Here is a 17287-nt window from a genome sequence, read left to right as displayed (position 1 = left end):
ATGGGCCCTGCAGCCGCTAGAGACGAAAAACTCCCTACGAACCAGAAGGATTCTCACGCTCTGGCTCGTAGGGAGTAATTAAGGCTCTAGCCTAATTTAGTGCTGGCCCTCTGCGAACTCTTCAACCAACTTCGCGTTGAATGCAGGCAGGTCATCAGGGGTACGGGAGGAGACCAAGCCCTGGTCGCAGTGGACCTCTTCATCAACCCAGGTAGCACCTGCGTTGCGGAGATCGGTCTGCAGGGACGGGAAGGACGTCAAGGTACGGCCCTTGAGTGCTTCTGCATCGGCTAGGATCCAACCGCCGTGGCAGATGGCGCCCAAGGGGCGGTCCTCGCCCATGTGCTTGCGCACAATGCTAACGGCTGCCTCGTCCAAGCGGATGAGGTCGGCGTTATTGGTGCCGCCAGGCAAGATGATGCCGTCGAAGGTCTCACCCTCGGAGTCCTTGGTCGTAGCATCAACGTTAATTTCGGTACCGTTCTTGCCCGTAATGGTGCCGGCCTTAGGTGCCAATACCTTTACGGTGGCACCAGCCTTCTGCACGGCCTCCAGCGGAGAGGTCAGCTCGGAGTCTTCAAAGTCATTGGTAGCAATGATTGCGATCGTCTTGTTTTCTAGCTCAGCCATTATTATGACCTCCTTATTGTTGTTAAGTACGCAAATAGGATAACTCTAAATTCGCGCACTCGCCACGTCTACTCCCGCGACCTGCAACAAGCTAGGATTTAGCCACCGATCTTGAAGTCACACACGTCGCCATCGTGCATGATGTAGTCCTTGCCTTCTTGACGGACCTTGCCGTTGGCGCGCGCTTCGGCCATGGAGCCGGCGGCAACGAGATCGTCGAAGGAGACGATTTCAGCCTTGATGAACTTCTTTTCAAAGTCGGTGTGGATAACGCCAGCGGCCTGGGGTGCGGCGGCGCCTTGCTTAATGGTCCACGCGCGGGTTTCCTTTTCACCGGCGGTGAGGTAGGTCTGCAGGCCCAAGGTGGAAAAACCGGCCTTGGCCAAGGTAGCCAAGCCGGGCTCTTCTTGGCCTACTGCCTCGAGCAGCTCGCTTGCCTCGTCCTCATCCAGCTCCAAGAGCTCGGACTCGGTTTGTGCATCGAGGAAGACGCAATCTGCTGGGGCGACGAGCTGGCGCAGTTCGTCCTTCTTGGCGGCATCGGTAAGCACAGCCTCATCCGAGTTAAAGACATAGAGGAAGGGCTTAGCCGTCATCAGGTGCAGCTCGCGCACGAGGGAGAGATCGATCTCGCCGGTCTTGGCGGCGGCGAAGAGGGTACGGTCATCCTCCAGGATTTCCTGCGCCTTCTTGGTTGCCTCCACCACGGGTGCCAAGTCCTTATTCTTCCGGGCATCCTTTTCCAGGCGCGGCAGGGCCTTCTCGATGGTCTGCAGATCCGCCAGAATCAACTCCGTATTAATAACGGAAATGTCGTTGCCGGGATCTACCTGGCCATCGACGTGGATGACATTGTCATCAGAAAAGGCGCGGACCACCTGGCAGATGGCGTCGGCCTCGCGGATATTAGCTAGGAAGGCGTTACCCATGCCCTCGCCCTGCGAGGCGCCTGCGACGATGCCGGCGATATCCACGAAGGACACGGTCGCCGGCAAGATGCGCTCGGAATTGAACATCTTGGCGAGGGTGTCCAAACGGGGATCCGGCAGCTCCACCAAGCCGACATTGGGCTCGATGGTGGCGAATGGGTAGTTGGCCGCCAGGATTTCGGAACGGGTCAGGGCATTAAACAAAGTGGACTTGCCCACATTGGGCAAGCCGACGATTCCTAGTGTAAGACTCACGGGGCTAATCCTAACGCACCTACCACGTTATGAGGCAAGATGGTGGGGTGAGTTCTGATAAGCAACCAAAACCCGAAAAGCCGCAGGCAAGCCCGGGCGATAAATTGGACGGTGACTTCGACACCAGCCAATTGGACGATGTATCGCCACATCCCCCGGGCAATCAGGTCGATCGCTCCGTCATCGCGGGCGAAATGGTGAAGTCGACCTCCCTGTGGGCCGTACGCCTGTTGATCATCGGCGTGTTCCTTTTTGCGATCTATCACGTCCTAGGCAGCTTCTGGCAAGGCATCCTCCCGGTGCTCTTGGCCCTTATTATCTGTACCGTCTTAAACCCCATCGCGCGGTGGATGCGCACAAAGGGCCTACCCGCGGGCTTGGCGGCGATTACGACGATCCTTATCTCCTCGGCCGCGGTCGGCGGGCTCATCGCCTCAGTGGCGCCGGACTTTATGCGGCAATCCCAGTCGCTCTACCTGCAAACGGTCTCCGGCATTCAGCAGCTGCAGCTATGGGCCCAGGGCCCGCCCCTGAACCTCGATAGCGACGATATGAGCACCTATATCGACGAGGCCGCGGGCTGGCTGCAGGAGCGCGCCGGCGTAATTGCAGGGTCGGTATTTACGGGCATCGGTAATGCCACCTCATTTTTCATCACGGTATTCATCGTCTTGGTGCTCACCTTCTTCTTCCTGAAAGACGGCGCCAAGTTCCTGCCGTGGCTGCGCGATGCCACCGGCCGGCGCGCGGGCTGGCACCTTACTGAATTGCTCACGCGCGCTTGGAATACCCTGGGCGGATTCATTCGGGCACAGGCGGTGGTCTCGCTTATCGATGCCATCTTTATCGGCCTCGGCCTCGTTCTCATCGGCGTGCCCTTGGCGATGGCCCTGGCAATCATCACCTTCATCGCCGGCTTCATCCCGTTTGTCGGCGCCATCGTCTCTGGCGCGCTCGCGGTCGTTATCGCCTTGGTGTCTTTGGGCTTTACCCAAGCCCTGTTGGTCCTGGGCCTTGTCCTTTTGGTCCAGCAGCTTGAAGGCAATGTACTCTCGCCGTGGCTGCAGGCAAAGGCCATGAACCTGCACCCGGTTATTGTTTTGGTCTCCGTCATCGTCGGTTCCGCGCTCTTTGGGCTCATCGGTGGATTCCTGGCCGTGCCGACCGCCGCCATGATCGCGGTGGCTTATCGCTACGTGCAGGACATGATGAAGCTGCAATCCGGGGAAAAGCACTCCTCCGAGCTCAACTACTCCACCGTCGCGGGCTATCTCATCGGCCGCTATACCGAAGAGCAGGCACAATACAAGCGCGAGCAGTGGCGCAAGGTCCCAGAACACGCCAACCCCGATATCGCAGGCGCCGACGCCGCATCCGATGGCGCGTCTAACACCCTGGATGATTCCGTCGACGTCGATTCCACCCCGGAAGACTATGACGATCCGAGCATGCGCTCCAACCTGCGCCGGGCGCGGGATGCCTTCGAAAATCTTTTGAACGGAGATTCGAATAAATAGTCAGGCGTGTCCGCGCCGCGTGCCATAGTGGATCCCATGACTTCCACTTTGCCCGTGCTGCTGCTGTTCATCGGTCTCTTATTGGGCGCCGTGCTGGGGTGGTTGGCCCACTCCCATTCGGCGTCTCGCTCCACGCCGAGCGAGGAGCACCGGGCGCTGCAGGAATCGCAGCGCCGCCAGGCCGAGCTGCAACCGCTAGAAAAGGCCATGGATAGGCTGGGATTCCAGTTACAAGAACTGGAAGAAGACCGCACCGCCCACTTGGCCTCACTATCCAGCCAAGTGCAGGCGGTGACCCGCACCTCGTCCCAGCTCACGGAGCGCACGGATCAGCTCGTTACCGCGTTGCGCTCGCCCAATGTGCGCGGCCGGTGGGGCGAGATTCAGCTAGAGCGCGTCGTCGAACTCGGCGGCATGACAAGGCACGTGGACTTCGATTCCCAAGTTTCAGCTCCCCTAAACGGCCGCATCGTGCGCCCGGATATGCTCATCAACTTGGCCGGCGGCAGGCATATCATCGTCGACGCCAAGGTCCCGTTTTCTTCCTACCTCGACGCGCTAGAAACCGAGGATCCAGAAGAACACGCTGGCTACCTGCGCCGCCACGCGCACCAGCTGCGCAGCCACATCCAGGCGCTGTCCCACAAGGACTATATTGAGGCCTTCCAGCCCACCCCGGAATTCGTGGTGCTTTTTGTGCCCGCGGATCCCTTCCTCGATGCGGCGCTGTCGGTCGATCCTGAGCTCATCGAGTTTGGTTTTGAACGCAACGTCGTCATCGCCACCCCGAGCTCGCTCTTCGCGCTCTTGCGCACGGTGGCCATGGGATGGCACCAGGAAGATATTTCCGCCAAAGCAAAAGAAGTCCAGCGCCTAGGCCGCGAGCTCTATTCGCGGCTCAATACGCTCTCGGAGCACTACGGCAAGGTGGGCCAGAGCCTCGAAAAGGCAGTGGAGGCCTATAATTCCACGCTCTCTTCGCTGGATTCGCGGGTGGGCGTGACCGCCCGCAAGCTCCACGAAATGGAGATTCCCGGCCGCACAAACCGGGCGCCTCGCGAGCCCTCCCCCATTGATACGTGGCCGCGCGGGACAAATTATTCCTAAATTCTAGGCGGTTTCACTGCGTGGATATAGCCATTGGCCCGCGCCAGGCGGTAGGATTTTGCGACGTGTCACTAGCCAAACAACGAAAGCCTACCGCCGCGCAACGCCTAAGCATGCCGAGCATCTCGCTACTGAAAGGCCTTGGGCTATTGGCGGCACTTTTGATCACCGGCGCATTGATTTCCATTCTTGCCGGCTCCATAGGCTGGATGTACTTTGCCTTCCTCATCATCAGCTCGCTACTCATAGCGCTCATCGTTGAGGAGCGGGGCTTATTCCTGTCCATCGCGTCCATCCCCATCTTCTACGCGGTAACCGTGGTGACGGCGGGAATCGTCATCACCAAGTCCAATGCCCCGGAAGGCACCAGTTTTTCTAAGACGTCGCTGCTGACCTCCGTGTACCCGATGGTCCAGAACTTCCTGTGGTTGCTTATCGCGGTCCTCGGCGCGGCTGCAATCGGCATCATTCGTTGGATGCGGTTCCGCAAGACCGCCCAGCGCGCCGTCAACCAGCAAAAGGTATCGCGGCGCGCGGACATGAAGCGGGACCGCCAAAACCGCGCTGAGCGGCTCTCCGTGGCGGAGCTCATGGCGCGCGATAGAACCGAAAACGGACAGGTTCAGTCCCCACGCGCCTCCCGCCGCAGATCGCATGCACAGACGCAACCGCCGCAGAAGCCGCAGGATCGCATCCGCGGACGCGACCGAGAAGAGCGCCGCCGCGAGCAACAGGCAGAACGCGAAAATCGCTTGCAGCCGGATCCGAACCGGCGCGCGGGGGACATGATACCACCGGCCCCCGAACGAGATTCCTCTTCTTCGCCGCAAGACACCGCCAAGAAGCAGCGGTGGGACGATAACCTCTATGAGTAAATAAAACCGTGAGCTCCCGGCTCTCTTTACGAGGCCGCGGGGCTCACGGTTTTTCGTTGCCTCTAGGCGGTTACGCGCTAGGTGCGCGCGGGGCGCAGGTCGCGCGGCAGCGCGAAGGTGATGGATTCGGTGGAGGTGGTTACTTGCTCCACATCATTAAAGCCGCGATCATCCAAGTACTCGAGCACCTCGCGCACCAAAAGCTCTGGCACGGAGGCGCCACAGGTCACGCCAACGGTCGCTACGCCGTCAAGCCATGCTTCATCGATTTCTTCGGCAAAATCCACCAAGTGGGAGTCGCGCGAACCCGCCTCGAGTGCTACCTCTACCAGGCGCACCGAGTTGGACGAGTTCTTAGAACCCACCACGATCATCAGATCGCACTTCGGCGCGATGGCCTTGACGGATTCTTGCCGGTTTTGGGTGGCGTAGCAAATATCATCTGACGGCGGGTTTTGCAGGTGCGGAAAACGCTCGCGCAGCTTATTGACGATGACTACGGTCTCATCCACCGAGAGCGTGGTCTGCGAAAGCCAAATGAGCTTTTCATCCTGCAGGTAATCCGGCAGCTTGTCCACGCCGTCGATACCATCGACCAGGTGCGTAACATCGGGGGCCTCGCCCGCGGTGCCTTCTACCTCTTCGTGGCCTTCGTGGCCCACGAGGAGGATGTGGTAGCCATCGCGCTCAAAACGCTGGGCCTCCTTGTGCACCTTGGTCACCAAGGGGCAGGTGGCATCCAGGGTCAGTTGCTTGCGCTCTTGCGCCTGATTGCGCACCGCCGGGGAAATGCCGTGGGCGGAAAAGACGAGGTGGGCACCCTCTGGGGCCTCGGCGGCCTCTTCAACGAAGATGACTCCGCGCTTGGCCAAAGATTCAACGACATAACGGTTGTGGACGATTTGCTTGCGCACATAAATGGGTGCGCCGTATTTTTCTAGCGCCTTTTCTACGGTCTCGACGGCGCGGTCCACTCCAGCGCAGTAACCGCGCGGTGCCGCGAGGAGAACATTTTTACCATCAGTCATGCCTCCCAGAGTATCGAAAGGTAAAGCAAAACAATAGTAAGGCCTATCCAGCAGGGAAAGCGCCCATCTAGGCCACCCAAGCGGGGCGCCACGGGCCCTGAGCACCTACACTAAAAGGCACTGTATGGCGCTGTACAAGGAAAGGGTGGCTGCGTGAACCAACCGGCAAATACTCCAGAGACCCCGTGGCCCGTGGGCCAGGTCAATGACCAGGTGAAGGGATGGATCGAGCGCCTAGGATACCTGTGGGTGGAAGGCCAGTTAACGCAGATTAATTACAAGCCCACCTGGAAGCTGTCCTATCTCACCCTGCGCGATGTCCAGCAGGAAAAGTCGGTGCAATTGACTTGCTCGTCCTCAATGCTGCACAACTTGCCCACGCCGCTAAAAGATGGCGACCGCGTCATCGTGCACGGCAAGCCCGCCTTTTATGCCGGCCGCGGATCCTTTTCCCTGTGGACCACGGAGATCCGGCACGTAGGCATCGGCGATTTGTTGGCGCGCATCGAAAAGCTACGCGCGCAGCTTGCCGCAGAAGGCCTCTTTGATCCCGCGCGCAAGCGCCCGCTTCCCTACCTCCCGCAGAAAATCGGCCTGATTACAGGCCGCGGTTCTGCCGCCGAGCGCGATGTCATGGCGGTTGCCCGCGACCGGTGGCCGGCCGTGCAATTCCGCGTCATTAATACTGCGGTCCAGGGGGCGAATACCGTCCCCGAGGTGATTTCCGCCCTGCAGGAGCTCGACGCCGATGCGCAGATCGATGTCATCATCATCGCCCGCGGTGGCGGTTCCGTCGAAGACCTCCTGCCCTTTTCTGAAGAAGCCCTGCAACGCGCCGTCGTGGCCGCAAGTACCCCGGTGGTCTCCGCGATTGGCCACGAGCCGGATAGCCCGGTGCTCGATAACGTGGCGGATCTGCGCGCGGCTACCCCGACGGACGCCGCCAAGCGCGTGGTCCCGTCGGTAGCAGAGGAACGCGCGGTCATCGCTGAGGCGCGATCCCGCATGGCGGCGGCCTTGCGCGGCTGGGTGGAACGTGAGCGCCGTGGATTGAATAATATCCGCTCGCGCCCGGTGCTGGCCGATCCGATGACGCCCATCCGCGCCCGCCGCGAGGAGGTCGAGCGCATGCGCACGAGTATGCGCCGCGAGCTGCGGGTGCTGCTGGATCGCGAGACCCGGCACGTGGAGTCCCTGCGCGCGCGGGTTTCTGCTTTGGGGCCTTCCGCCACGCTTGCCCGTGGGTATTCTATTGTCCAGGTCTTGCCCAAAAATGGCAGCGATCCGGAGGTCGTCAGCTCTTATGAGCAATCACCGCCCGGCGCGCAATTGCGAATTCGCGTGGGCGATGGTTCCATCACCGCCGTGTCCATGGCCTCCCAGGCCGCCGATTAGCCAGAAATAGTAGGAGAATTGCTGATGTCAGATGAAACCATTGGTTCCGGCCAGCCGGGCCAGGATGCCTTTACTCCCGTAGAGGAGTTGAGCTACGAGCAGGCGCGCGATGAGCTCATTGAGACCGTCAAGATTTTAGAGCTCGGCCAGATGGGCCTGGACGAGTCCCTGAAGTACTGGGAGCGCGGCGAGGCGCTTGCCCGCACGTGCGAGTCCCACCTGGATGGCGCCTCCAAGCGCGTGGAAGATGCCCTAGAGAAGGCAGAAAACAACGAGCAGCAGGCCGAGGAGGGTGAAGAGTAGTGCAGATTTATGGTTACCCGGGAAAGCGGATTGATTTCGTATCCAAATCGGCATCGGCAGGCTCCATCATGGGCGGCGATTCCCGCGCGCTGGTAGAGGAGTTCTTCGGGCCGGCGCATACCAGCACCCAGGTTTCGGGCACCGAGGAGGAACTCAGCTACTTTTCCCGGTCCATCGTGCTGCTGCTTGCCGATGCCCACGTGGTCCAAGTCTCCATCTACCCGCAGCGTTCTCAGCGCGAGCGCGTGGATGTCTACCTAGAAAAGACGCGGCTGAGCGGCCTGGATGCCGCTGGCTTAGAAGAAGCCACCGGTAATACTGAAGGAATCACGGTGGAAGCGGACTCTGAGGGGCTCAGCGAGGTTACTTTCCGCTTATAGGCTTGGCCTTGATAAAGGCCTCGGTGGCGGCGGCGAATTCTTCATCGGGGGCCGCGCCAGAGATGATGAGGCGGGCATCGCCCAGGTCAACAATCCACAAGCAGCGCACCGAATCGTCATCGCTTGCCAGCACGCGCACCTGGTGGCCGGCTACCTCGCGCGTAGAGTTCAGCCCGCGGTAGTTCGCATCGTATTTTTCGCCCGCGTCTTCTGCAGAAACCTGCGTTTGGGTGGATTCCACGTAGTTTCCGTCCGCAGTCAGCCAGCTGACGACGGTGGCTGTCTCGCCGCCTAGCTGCGAGCGGCGGGCCGCATTGGCCTGCCAGCCTTCAGGCATCTGGGGATCTCGGATGGCGCCAATACCGGCGCGGGCCTGCGTATCCAGGAAGGTCTCCTCGTCTACCTCTTGGACTGGGCCTTGCGCTGTTTCCGGATTGACCGAGCAGAGCCCGGTCGCGCCCACCACGAGCAACATCATGACGACCACTACGGAAAGGGACAAAATGATGTCGCGAGCGCCTTCGAAAATCTTCGGTCTTTGTTCTGCTGCCACGCGCCTTAGTATCGCATGAGCCGCCGTGAAAGTGCCACATGCCTCCCGCGTGCGCACATTCGCGCCGTTAATGCCGCCAATAACAAGGAAAATCCCCACAAAAGGGGCCCCAAATCGGACCTATTGGCGCCAAAAAGTGCCAGAATAGGAAAAGTAGAACACTAAGCGCGTGGGAATTACCCCCACGGTGAGAACACATGGAAGGCAACCACTACACATGTCCGAAAATACTTCTTATTTGCCCGACCGTAACTTGGCCATGGAGCTGGTGCGCGTGACCGAAGCCGCCGCCTTGGCCTCTGGCCGCTGGGTTGGTCGTGGCATGAAGAATGAGGGCGATGGCGCGGCAGTCGATGCCATGCGCAAGCTGATTAACTCCGTGGCGATGAAGGGTGTCGTCGTCATTGGTGAGGGCGAAAAGGATGAGGCCCCGATGCTCTTCAACGGCGAAGAGGTCGGCACCGGTGAGGGTGCGGCGATGGACATCGCCGTGGATCCCGTGGACGGCACGCGGTTGATGGCTGAGGGCCGCCCCAATGCCATTTCCGTGATCGCCGCCGCTGAGCGCGGCACCATGTATGACCCGTCCGCGGTCTTCTACATGGAAAAGATCGCCGTGGGCCCAGAAGCCGTCGGTTCCATCGATATCAACCAGTCCGTGCAGTGGAATATCGAGTCCGTGGCCAAGGCGAAGGGCCTGCGCACCGCGGATGTCACCGTGGTGGTTTTGGACCGCCCGCGCCACGAAAAGCTCATCCAGGAGATCCGCGAGGCTGGCGCCAAGGTGCGCCTCATCATGGACGGCGATGTGGCAGGCGCCATCGCTACCTGCCAGGATTCCAACTCCATCGACATGATGATGGGCATTGGCGGCACCCCTGAGGGCATCATCACTGCCTGCGCCATGCGGTGCATGGGCGGCGAAATCCAAGGCAAGCTGTGGCCAAAGGATGAAGAGGAAGCGGAAAAGGCCCGCGCCGCCGGACACGACCTGGATAAGGTCTTGGGCACCAATGACTTGGTCTCCTCCAAGAACTGCTACTTCGCCGCCACCGGCGTGACCAACGGTGACATGCTGCGCGGTGTCTCCTACCGCAATAATGGTGCCTCCACCCGTTCGCTGGTCATGCGCTCCAAGTCCGGCACCATTCGCTACGTCGATTCCTTCCACAAGCTGGCTAAGCTGCAGGAATACTCCGTCGTGGACTACTCGGACCCCACCAAGAACTAAACCTCACCCCCAAATGGCGGGGCGGGCTCGGGCTTTTCGCGCTCTAGTTTTTAGCTTTTCGCCATACTGGGGGTAGACGCACACATTCAATTAACCGAGGTGATTTTCATGACCGAATACCGTACCGAACATGACACTATGGGCGAGGTTAAAGTTCCCGCCGATGCCCTGTGGCGCGCACAAACTCAGCGCGCGGTAGACAACTTCCCCATCTCCGGCCGCGGCCTGGAAGATGCGCAGATCCGCGCGCTCGGCCTGCTCAAGGCTGCATGCGCACAGGTCAATAAGGATTCCGGCAGCCTGGATGCGGAAAAGGCAGACGCCATTATCGCCGCTGCGAAGGAAATCGCAGAAGGCAAGCACAACGATGCCTTCCCCATTGACGTCTTCCAGACCGGTTCCGGCACCTCGTCCAATATGAACACCAACGAGGTCATCGCTTCCCTGGCACATAAGCAGGGCGTCGAGGTTCACCCGAACGATGACGTCAACATGGGCCAGTCCTCCAATGACACCTTCCCCACCGCTACCCACGTAGCGGCCACGGAAGCAGCCGTCAATGACCTCATCCCGGGCCTGAAGGTCCTGCACGAGTCCCTGACCAAGAAGGCGAAGGAATTCGCGGACGTCGTCAAGGCCGGCCGCACCCACCTCATGGACGCCACCCCAATCACCTTGGGCCAGGAGTTCAGCGGCTACGCCCGCCAGGTGGAGCTCGGCATCGAGCGCATTGAGGCTACCCTCCCGCGCTTGGGCGAGCTCGCCATCGGCGGTACCGCAACCGGTACCGGCCTGAATACCTCCGCTGAGTTCGGCGGCAAGGTGACCGAGGAGCTCAAGAAGCTCACCGGCGTTGAGAAGCTGAAGGAAGCAGAAAACCACTTCGAGGCACAGGCTAACCGCGATGGCCTCGTAGAGTTCTCCGGCGCCATGCGCTCGGTGGCCGTGTCCTTCAACAAGATTGCCAATGACCTGCGCATGCTGGGCTCCGGCCCGCTGACCGGCCTGGCAGAAATCCACCTGAAGGACCTGCAGCCTGGTTCTTCCATCATGCCGGGCAAGGTCAACCCGGTTATCCCTGAGGCGGTTACCATGGTGGCCGGCCAGGTCGTGGGCAATGACGCAGCCGTTGCCTTCGGCGGCGCACAGGGCCAGTTCGAGCTCAACGTCTTCATCCCGATGATGGCGCGCAACGTGCTCGAGTCCGCTCGCCTGCTGGCCAACTCCGCCCGCGTCTTTGCTGAGAAGTGCGTCGACCACATCGAGGCCAACGAGGAGCGCATGAAGCACTTCGCGGAGTCCTCCACCTCCATCGTGACCCCGCTGAACTCCGCCATCGGCTACGAGAACGCCGCCAAGGCCGCAAAGCACGCACTCAATGAGAAGATCACCGTCCGCCAGGCCGTTATCGACTTGGGCTTTGTTGACGGCGAGAACCTCACCGAGGAAGAGCTGGACAAGCGCTTGGATGTATTGAGCATGACCAACCGCGAGCGCGACAATATCTAATCTCAGCCGCTTTTAGCGCTGTAACCCCGCTCGGAAATCACTTCTGAGCGGGGGTTTTCGCATGCCTCGACGCGCTTCCCAGGCATGGCAAGCGCGGGTAAAGAAAGGGGCATCGGCAAGCGCAGTCTGTGAACTACAACATAGATTCAGCGTACACATCTACAAAATCACCCATTGTGCACTTGGTGCAAGTTTGCACCGAGTGTAAAGTTGCATTTTGTGCAAGAAGAACTATCACTACGCGAGCAGAAACGCCTAGAAACGCGGCTACGCATTGAGGATGCCGCCACCGAATTGGTGGATAAGCATTCCTTTGGCGAGGTCACTATTGAAGAGATCTGCGAACTAGCCGGTATTTCTCGGCGCACGTTTTTTAATTATTTCGATTCGAAGGAATCCGCCGTGCTTGGGGCGCCAAGCGCTGACTTCACCGCGGAAATGCGCGAGTATTTCCTCCACGAGCCCACCACCAACATCATGGAGCTCGTCCTTAACCTGGTTGAGCAGCACATGGAGGGCCATCACGTTAATCCCACGATTCGGGAGCGACGCAAGCGCATTGCTAATGACCCAGAGGCGGCCGCCGCCTCCATTAGCCGCAAGCGGGCGAAATCCATCGAGCTTATTGGGCTCATTGAGGAGCGCCTTGACTGGGAACCGGAACTGCGCGTCCTCGAGGACCATTCCACGGCAACGGAGGCCATGGTCATCGCCGGAGTGGTCCGCGAGGCCCTCTGGCTTTCCATCGCCGCCCCCGATAGCGATTGCAGCGACGCCCTGAGTTCGCGTCTGAATGATTCACTGACTTTGATTAATGATGTTATGAAAGGAATCCGATGGTAGATACAGCCGAAAAGGCTCCTGCGCAGGGCCAGTCGCGGGCGGATAACCTGGGGCTCATTTTCTCTGCGCTAGTGCTCACCATGTTGATGAGCTCGCTGGGCCAGATGATTTTCTCTTCCGCTTTGCCAACGATTGTTGGTGAGCTTGGCGGCGTTGACCACATGAGCTGGGTCATCTCCGCATTCCTTGTCACCATGACCATCGCCATGCCGATTTCCGGCAAGCTGGGTGACATGCTGGGCCGCAAGTGGCTCTACATTGGCGGCATCGCCGTCTTCGTCGTGGGCTCCGCCATCGGCGGTTTCGCCGATTCCATGACGGTGCTCATCATCGCCCGCGCCGTGCAAGGCTTTGGCGCTGGGTTCATGATGATCTCCTCACAGTCCATCATCGCCGAGGTCACCTCCTCCCGTGAGCGTGGCAAGTTCATGGGCATCATGGGCGGCGTCTTCGGCCTGTCCTCCGTCCTTGGCCCCGTCTTGGGCGGCTGGTTTACTGATGGCCCCGGCTGGCGCTGGGGCATGTGGATGAATATCCCGCTCGGCCTGCTGGCCATGGTGGTCTGCATCCTGGTACTCAACCTGCGTGTGGGTCAGGCCGATATGAAGCGCTTTGACTGGCTCGGCGCCACCTTCATCGCCATTACCACCGCCTCCCTTATCCTCATGACCACCTGGGGCGGCACCGAGTATGACTGGGATTCCTCCATGATCCTCACCCTCGGCGCCATCACCCTCGTCGGTGCGATCATTACCATCATCGTGGAATTGCGCGCTGCCGAACCACTCATCCCGGTTCGCCTGTTCAAGAATCGCAATATGGCCCTGACCACCCTATCCGGCGTCATCTTGGGCCTGGCCATGTTTGGGGTGCTGGGCTATATGCCCACCTACTTGCAGATGGTCCATACCCTATCGCCCACCAGCGCTGGCCTGATGATGATTCCGATGATGATTGGCCTTATCGGCACCTCTACCGGCGTCGGCTTCATCATCGCCCGCACCGGCCGCTACAAGATTTACCCGCTTGTCGGCCTAGCCATTACCGCAGGCGCCCTGTTCTGGATGTCCCGCCTATCGGTAGACACGTCCCTCATTCAGCTCGGCTTCGAATTCCTTGCCTTCGGCATTGGCCTGGGCATGGTCATGCAGGTGCTCGTGCTCATTGTTCAGAACTCCTTCCCACTGTCCCAGGTGGGCACGGCTACCGCGGCGAATAACTTCTTCCGCCAGATCGGTTCTGCCCTGGGCGCTTCCCTGGTTGGTTCCATGTTCATCAACAACATGCAGGATGAGATGGCCAACCGCCTGCCGCAGGCCATCCAGCAGCTGGGCCCCGAGGGCGCGGCCTATGCTGAGAAGTTCAATAGCGCCAATGGCAATGCCAATAGCCTCACCCCGGATATGGTCTCTTCCCTGCCAGAGCCCCTCGAGCAAGCGATCCTCAATTCCTATAACGATGGCCTCACCCCGGTCATCGCGCTGATGGTTCCGCTCGTCATCGTCGCCCTACTCGTCCTGCTTCCCCTGCGCGAAGAGCGCCTGAAGGAGACGATCGATTAGGGGAGCTGCATGCGCTGCGCGAAAGCCTGCCGCTTGCCGATGCTCCCATCGAGTCCGCCCTCGCCTACCCAACCGGCGGCCTCGCGAAGTAGAAAACGACCAAAGGCCGTAGCGACCGAGATTATTAATTCCCTCGGCAGCGCTACGGCCTTCGTGGTTACGAGGCACGGTTGTATTTAGCGGTTCTTTTCCTCCGGCTTGGGAAGCAGGAGTTCGTAGACATCGGTATCGCGCCACTGACCGGCCAACTCGCCATAGGTCATCTTGGCCATGTGGGAGTAGGTGCCGACCTTTTCAAAGCCGCGGGACTTGTGAAGGCCCGCAGAGCCTTCATTTTCTGGGAAGATCCAGGAGTGAATGGCCCACTTGTGCAGGTCCTTGCACACCTCAATGAGGCAATCGAGCAAGGCCCCGGCAATGCCACGGCCTTGGGCATCAGATCCCAAGTAGATGGAATCCTCCACGACGCCGTGGAAGACGGTGCGCGAGGAAATCGGGGCGGCCGAAACCCACCCCAATACCTTGGAATCATCGTCCGCCTCAACGGCTACGTGCACCGAAGCCATGATCTTGGAATTCGTAAACTCCTCGTAGGTCAAGGAACGGGTCTCATAGGTGGCATGGCCGGTTTGCAGGCCCTGCTCGTAGATCTCCCGCATCTGCGGGTAATCGGCCGACGTGAAGGGCCGGATACGGAAATCCTTTTTCTTTTCGTCCGCAGACGTTTGCTTGGCGTTCTCGCTCATAGGCACCATTATTACTGGTCTTGGGTGATTTTTGCCATATAAATTTGATTAAATTCGCTGTCTGCGAACACGCTTTCATCCCTCCCCTTAGCCATTGCCCTCCAACAGATCCGTTACCAGCTCCGCAATGGCAGAGCGCTCCGAACGCTGAAGGGTAATGTGTGAGAAGAGCTCATGGCCCTTGAGCTTTTCGATGACCGCCTGTACCCCATCGTGGCGGCCCACCCGCAGGTTATCGCGCTGGGCAACGTCATGGGTGAGTACTACTCGCGAGCCTTCCCCCAAGCGCGAGAGCACGGTAAGCAAAACATTGCGCTCCAGCGACTGCGCCTCGTCCACGATAACGAAGGCATCGTGCAAAGAACGGCCGCGAATATGGGTCAGTGGCAGGACCTCGATGAGCCCACGCTCGTGGATCTCCTCCAGGACATTGTCAGAGACTAGACCTTCCAAGGTGTCATAGACCGCCTGGGCCCACGGGTTCATCTTCTCTGATTCGGAGCCCGGCAGGTACCCCAGCGATTGCCCGCCGACGGCGTACATGGGCCGGAAGACCACGATGCGGCGGTGCTCACCGCGCTCTAAGACCGCCTCCAAGCCGGCGCATAAGGCCAGCGCGGATTTGCCGGTGCCTGCCCTACCGCCGATGGACACGATGCCAACCTCCGGGTCCAACAGGAGATCGAGGGCGATGCGCTGTTCCGCCGAACGACCCTGCAGGCCAAAGGCATTTCGATCGCCGCGTACCAGGCGCATCGCCCCGTCCGGCATGATGCGGCCCAGGGCAGATTGCGCTCCGGCAACCAAGGTGATGCCGCAGTGCACCGGCAGGTCTTCCACTGGGGTGTCATCGTCCGTGACGGCCCCATCGAGCAGCACTTCCCCATCGCTGTAGAGGGCATCGATGACATCCGTGGTGGTATAGGCGGTGGCCATACCGGAGTACCCGGTCAAAATGACATCCTGGGCGTGGTATTCATCGGCCTGCACGCCTACGGCGCCGGCCTTAACGCGCAGCGGTACGTCCTTGGTCACTAGGACCGTGTCCTTGCCCTCGTGCGCGAGGTTCAAGGCGCAGGCCAAGATGCGGTGGTCTCCTTCCGGACCGCGGAATGCGGCCGGCAAGAGCGACTGATCTTGGTGGTTGAGCTCTACCCGCAAGGTACCGCCGGCCACGTTGACCGGAACGGGTTGGTCAAGCGCCTCATAGGTAGCGCGCAGCTCTTCCAAAAAGCGAAGAGCTTGGCGGGCGAACCAGCCAAGCTCCGGGTGATGACGTTTTCCTTCCAATTCAGAGATAACCACGACGGGAAGGACGACCTCGTGTTCGGCGAATTTTCGCAGCGCCCACGGGTCAGATAATAAGACCGAGGTATCAAGGACGTAGGTCTTGGTAGCGACGTCATTTTCCGTGGTGCCTAGTGGAGTAGAAAGTACAGAGGGGCGAGTCATGGTGGCAGGAATCTTCCTTTGCGAAACGGTAGAAAGCTGTTCTTCCTTGTCTATCTCCCCCAGGACCGCTAATGATCGCGATCCTTTAGGGGTTGCCACCCAACCTAAGCACCCAAGGTTGAAATCACATGGGTGGAAGATGAACTTTAAGAAAACGACAAATCCCTGCGGGAAAACCCGCAGGGAAAGTGACGAGAGTGTTCGGCGTGCCGCTTGGGCAGGCGCCGAATTTTAGCCTTTAGGCCTCGATATCAGCCTTGAATTGGCCGTCTTCACCCTCGGTCCAGGAGATGGTGCCGTTGCTAAACTCTTGGGTCCAGCCGTTTGCGTCGGTTGCGTCAGCCTCTGGGTTGGTAGGCAGGCCAACGGAGGCGTCGAGGCCGCCCTCGTTGACCCAGGTCTCAGCAATCTTGCCGATGACCGGCTGTGCGCCAGTCTCCTCAGAGTAGACCAAGTACTTGCCACCCTCGAAGGTAGCCAGGGTGCCCTTATCGGAGGACTCTACGCTCTGCACGTCGCCCCACTCAGCCTGCTTTTCCTCGATGGCGGCGGCGAGGTCAGCCGGAACTTCTTCCTCGCCATTTGCGGTGGTGATGGTCTGGGTATCGCCCTTGGCGCCCTCTGCATTATCGTCCTTAGAGCCGGTTGCCTCTGCGGCAGCGGAACCAGCGGCATCGGTGGCATCGGATGCGGCAGAACCAGCAGCATCCGAGGCGTCTGCGGCTACGGAGCCAGCGGCATCCTTTGCGTCATCGGCGGCGTCCTCTGCATCCGAGCATGCAACGAGAGCAACGGAGAGGGTTGCGGCCGCGAAGCCACCTGCGATACGACGAGTCATCTTGCGCATTTCTAGATCTACCTTTCGATTTTCAGCCGAAAATTAGTTCACTGTAGTTTTAGGCCGCCGTTGAGGCGAGCGCAGCCCACCGTAGACCCCAAGTGCACTATGCCGCCACTCTGTGCACCGAGGTT

At 59.9% G+C, this 17287-nt stretch carries 17 protein-coding genes; 10 read left to right on the top strand and 7 right to left on the bottom strand.

What is annotated here, in order from left to right:
• Positions 1–96 precede the first annotated feature (96 nt).
• Both HMPREF1287_RS00925 and ychF read right to left on the bottom strand, forming a co-directional pair.
• Entirely contained in the window at positions 97–630 is a 534-nt protein-coding gene (locus HMPREF1287_RS00925; RefSeq protein WP_005282146.1) for a type 1 glutamine amidotransferase domain-containing protein, read from the bottom strand.
• Positions 631–728: 98 nt separating this feature from the next.
• The gene (gene ychF, locus HMPREF1287_RS00920; protein ID WP_005280062.1) at positions 729–1814 is read right to left on the bottom strand and encodes a redox-regulated ATPase YchF; all 1086 of its coding nucleotides are present in this window, start codon (positions 1812–1814) and stop codon (positions 729–731) included.
• A 29-nt stretch (positions 1815–1843) separates the two neighbouring features.
• Between ychF and HMPREF1287_RS00915 the strand changes: the two genes are divergently transcribed.
• The 3 genes from HMPREF1287_RS00915 to HMPREF1287_RS00905 all read left to right on the top strand — a co-directional run bounded on the left by HMPREF1287_RS00915 (position 1844) and on the right by HMPREF1287_RS00905 (position 5313).
• The gene (locus HMPREF1287_RS00915) at positions 1844–3331 is read left to right on the top strand and encodes an AI-2E family transporter (protein ID WP_034653586.1); all 1488 of its coding nucleotides are present in this window, start codon (positions 1844–1846) and stop codon (positions 3329–3331) included.
• Between the two features lie 36 nt (positions 3332–3367).
• On the top strand, positions 3368–4438 hold the full coding sequence (locus tag HMPREF1287_RS00910) for a DNA recombination protein RmuC (RefSeq protein WP_023017703.1): 1071 nt from the start codon (positions 3368–3370) through the stop codon (positions 4436–4438).
• Positions 4439–4503: 65 nt separating this feature from the next.
• Entirely contained in the window at positions 4504–5313 is an 810-nt protein-coding gene (locus tag HMPREF1287_RS00905) for a DUF6542 domain-containing protein (RefSeq protein ID WP_232218794.1), read from the top strand.
• Between the two features lie 77 nt (positions 5314–5390).
• Here the strand turns inward: HMPREF1287_RS00905 and HMPREF1287_RS00900 are convergent, their stop codons facing one another.
• Complete coding sequence (locus tag HMPREF1287_RS00900) at positions 5391–6341, bottom strand: 4-hydroxy-3-methylbut-2-enyl diphosphate reductase (RefSeq protein ID WP_023017701.1); 951 nt, start codon at positions 6339–6341, stop codon at positions 5391–5393.
• A 153-nt stretch (positions 6342–6494) separates the two neighbouring features.
• Here HMPREF1287_RS00900 and xseA point away from each other — a divergent pair, with 153 nt between their 5' ends.
• Genes xseA through HMPREF1287_RS00885 form a run of 3 tightly spaced genes read left to right on the top strand, consistent with a single transcriptional unit; the run spans position 6495 to position 8419 of the window.
• On the top strand, positions 6495–7736 hold the full coding sequence (gene xseA / locus HMPREF1287_RS00895) for an exodeoxyribonuclease VII large subunit (RefSeq protein ID WP_023017700.1): 1242 nt from the start codon (positions 6495–6497) through the stop codon (positions 7734–7736).
• Between the two features lie 24 nt (positions 7737–7760).
• A complete protein-coding gene (locus tag HMPREF1287_RS00890) occupies positions 7761–8039 on the top strand; it encodes an exodeoxyribonuclease VII small subunit (RefSeq protein ID WP_005280052.1) in 279 nt (92 codons plus the stop codon).
• Entirely contained in the window at positions 8039–8419 is a 381-nt protein-coding gene (locus HMPREF1287_RS00885) for a hypothetical protein (RefSeq protein WP_005280051.1), read from the top strand. Before HMPREF1287_RS00890 ends, HMPREF1287_RS00885 begins: the two co-directional genes overlap by 1 nt.
• Here the strand turns inward: HMPREF1287_RS00885 and HMPREF1287_RS00880 are convergent.
• The gene (locus HMPREF1287_RS00880) at positions 8403–8972 is read right to left on the bottom strand and encodes a DUF4245 domain-containing protein (protein WP_034653581.1); all 570 of its coding nucleotides are present in this window, start codon (positions 8970–8972) and stop codon (positions 8403–8405) included. The genes HMPREF1287_RS00885 and HMPREF1287_RS00880 overlap by 17 nt on opposite strands.
• 217 nt (positions 8973–9189) lie before the next feature.
• Between HMPREF1287_RS00880 and glpX the strand changes: the two genes are divergently transcribed.
• The 4 genes from glpX to HMPREF1287_RS00860 all read left to right on the top strand — a co-directional run bounded on the left by glpX (position 9190) and on the right by HMPREF1287_RS00860 (position 14117).
• Positions 9190–10203: a class II fructose-bisphosphatase gene (gene glpX / locus HMPREF1287_RS00875; RefSeq protein ID WP_023017698.1), complete on the top strand. Its 1014-nt coding sequence runs from the start codon at positions 9190–9192 to the stop codon at positions 10201–10203.
• A gap of 108 nt (positions 10204–10311) precedes the next feature.
• Positions 10312–11712 carry a class II fumarate hydratase gene (locus HMPREF1287_RS00870; RefSeq protein WP_023017697.1) on the top strand — a complete coding sequence of 467 codons (1401 nt, stop codon included), beginning with the start codon at positions 10312–10314 and terminating at the stop codon, positions 11710–11712.
• A gap of 219 nt (positions 11713–11931) precedes the next feature.
• On the top strand, positions 11932–12555 hold the full coding sequence (locus tag HMPREF1287_RS00865; protein WP_023017696.1) for a TetR/AcrR family transcriptional regulator: 624 nt from the start codon (positions 11932–11934) through the stop codon (positions 12553–12555).
• The gene (locus tag HMPREF1287_RS00860; RefSeq protein ID WP_023017695.1) at positions 12549–14117 is read left to right on the top strand and encodes an MDR family MFS transporter; all 1569 of its coding nucleotides are present in this window, start codon (positions 12549–12551) and stop codon (positions 14115–14117) included. The genes HMPREF1287_RS00865 and HMPREF1287_RS00860 overlap by 7 nt, the downstream gene beginning before the upstream one ends.
• 176 nt (positions 14118–14293) lie before the next feature.
• Here HMPREF1287_RS00860 and HMPREF1287_RS00855 read toward each other — a convergent pair whose 3' ends face one another.
• From HMPREF1287_RS00855 to HMPREF1287_RS00845, 3 genes are all read right to left on the bottom strand, one after another.
• The gene (locus tag HMPREF1287_RS00855) at positions 14294–14872 is read right to left on the bottom strand and encodes a GNAT family N-acetyltransferase (protein ID WP_005280037.1); all 579 of its coding nucleotides are present in this window, start codon (positions 14870–14872) and stop codon (positions 14294–14296) included.
• 78 nt (positions 14873–14950) lie between these two features.
• Positions 14951–16315, bottom strand: coding sequence for a PhoH family protein (locus tag HMPREF1287_RS00850; protein WP_023017693.1), 1365 nt, complete (start codon positions 16313–16315; stop codon positions 14951–14953).
• Positions 16316–16553: 238 nt separating this feature from the next.
• The gene (locus tag HMPREF1287_RS00845) at positions 16554–17153 is read right to left on the bottom strand and encodes a hypothetical protein (RefSeq protein ID WP_311197646.1); all 600 of its coding nucleotides are present in this window, start codon (positions 17151–17153) and stop codon (positions 16554–16556) included.
• Positions 17154–17287 lie beyond the last annotated feature (134 nt).

The organism is Corynebacterium sp. KPL1986 (assembly GCF_000477975.1).
Classification (GTDB): domain Bacteria; phylum Actinomycetota; class Actinomycetes; order Mycobacteriales; family Mycobacteriaceae; genus Corynebacterium; species Corynebacterium accolens.
Note: the sequence above shows the minus strand (reverse complement) of the source record. Positions and strands in the feature narration are given on the sequence as shown.

What these genes read in the sequence shown, in the direction of transcription:
- HMPREF1287_RS00860 (WP_023017695.1), top strand. Translation starts at nt 12,549, where the DNA reads ATGGTAGATACAGCCGAAAAGGCTCCTGCGCAGGGCCAGTCGCGGGCG.
- HMPREF1287_RS00855 (WP_005280037.1), bottom strand. Translation starts at nt 14,872, where the DNA reads ATGGTGCCTATGAGCGAGAACGCCAAGCAAACGTCTGCGGACGAAAAG.
- HMPREF1287_RS00845 (WP_311197646.1), bottom strand. Translation starts at nt 17,153, where the DNA reads ATGACTCGTCGTATCGCAGGTGGCTTCGCGGCCGCAACCCTCTCCGTT.
- HMPREF1287_RS00910 (WP_023017703.1), top strand. Translation starts at nt 3,368, where the DNA reads ATGACTTCCACTTTGCCCGTGCTGCTGCTGTTCATCGGTCTCTTATTG.
- glpX (WP_023017698.1), top strand. Translation starts at nt 9,190, where the DNA reads ATGTCCGAAAATACTTCTTATTTGCCCGACCGTAACTTGGCCATGGAG.
- HMPREF1287_RS00870 (WP_023017697.1), top strand. Translation starts at nt 10,312, where the DNA reads ATGACCGAATACCGTACCGAACATGACACTATGGGCGAGGTTAAAGTT.
- HMPREF1287_RS00900 (WP_023017701.1), bottom strand. Translation starts at nt 6,341, where the DNA reads ATGACTGATGGTAAAAATGTTCTCCTCGCGGCACCGCGCGGTTACTGC.
- HMPREF1287_RS00925 (WP_005282146.1), bottom strand. Translation starts at nt 630, where the DNA reads ATGGCTGAGCTAGAAAACAAGACGATCGCAATCATTGCTACCAATGAC.
- HMPREF1287_RS00890 (WP_005280052.1), top strand. Translation starts at nt 7,761, where the DNA reads ATGTCAGATGAAACCATTGGTTCCGGCCAGCCGGGCCAGGATGCCTTT.
- HMPREF1287_RS00850 (WP_023017693.1), bottom strand. Translation starts at nt 16,315, where the DNA reads ATGACTCGCCCCTCTGTACTTTCTACTCCACTAGGCACCACGGAAAAT.
- HMPREF1287_RS00915 (WP_034653586.1), top strand. Translation starts at nt 1,844, where the DNA reads ATGAGGCAAGATGGTGGGGTGAGTTCTGATAAGCAACCAAAACCCGAA.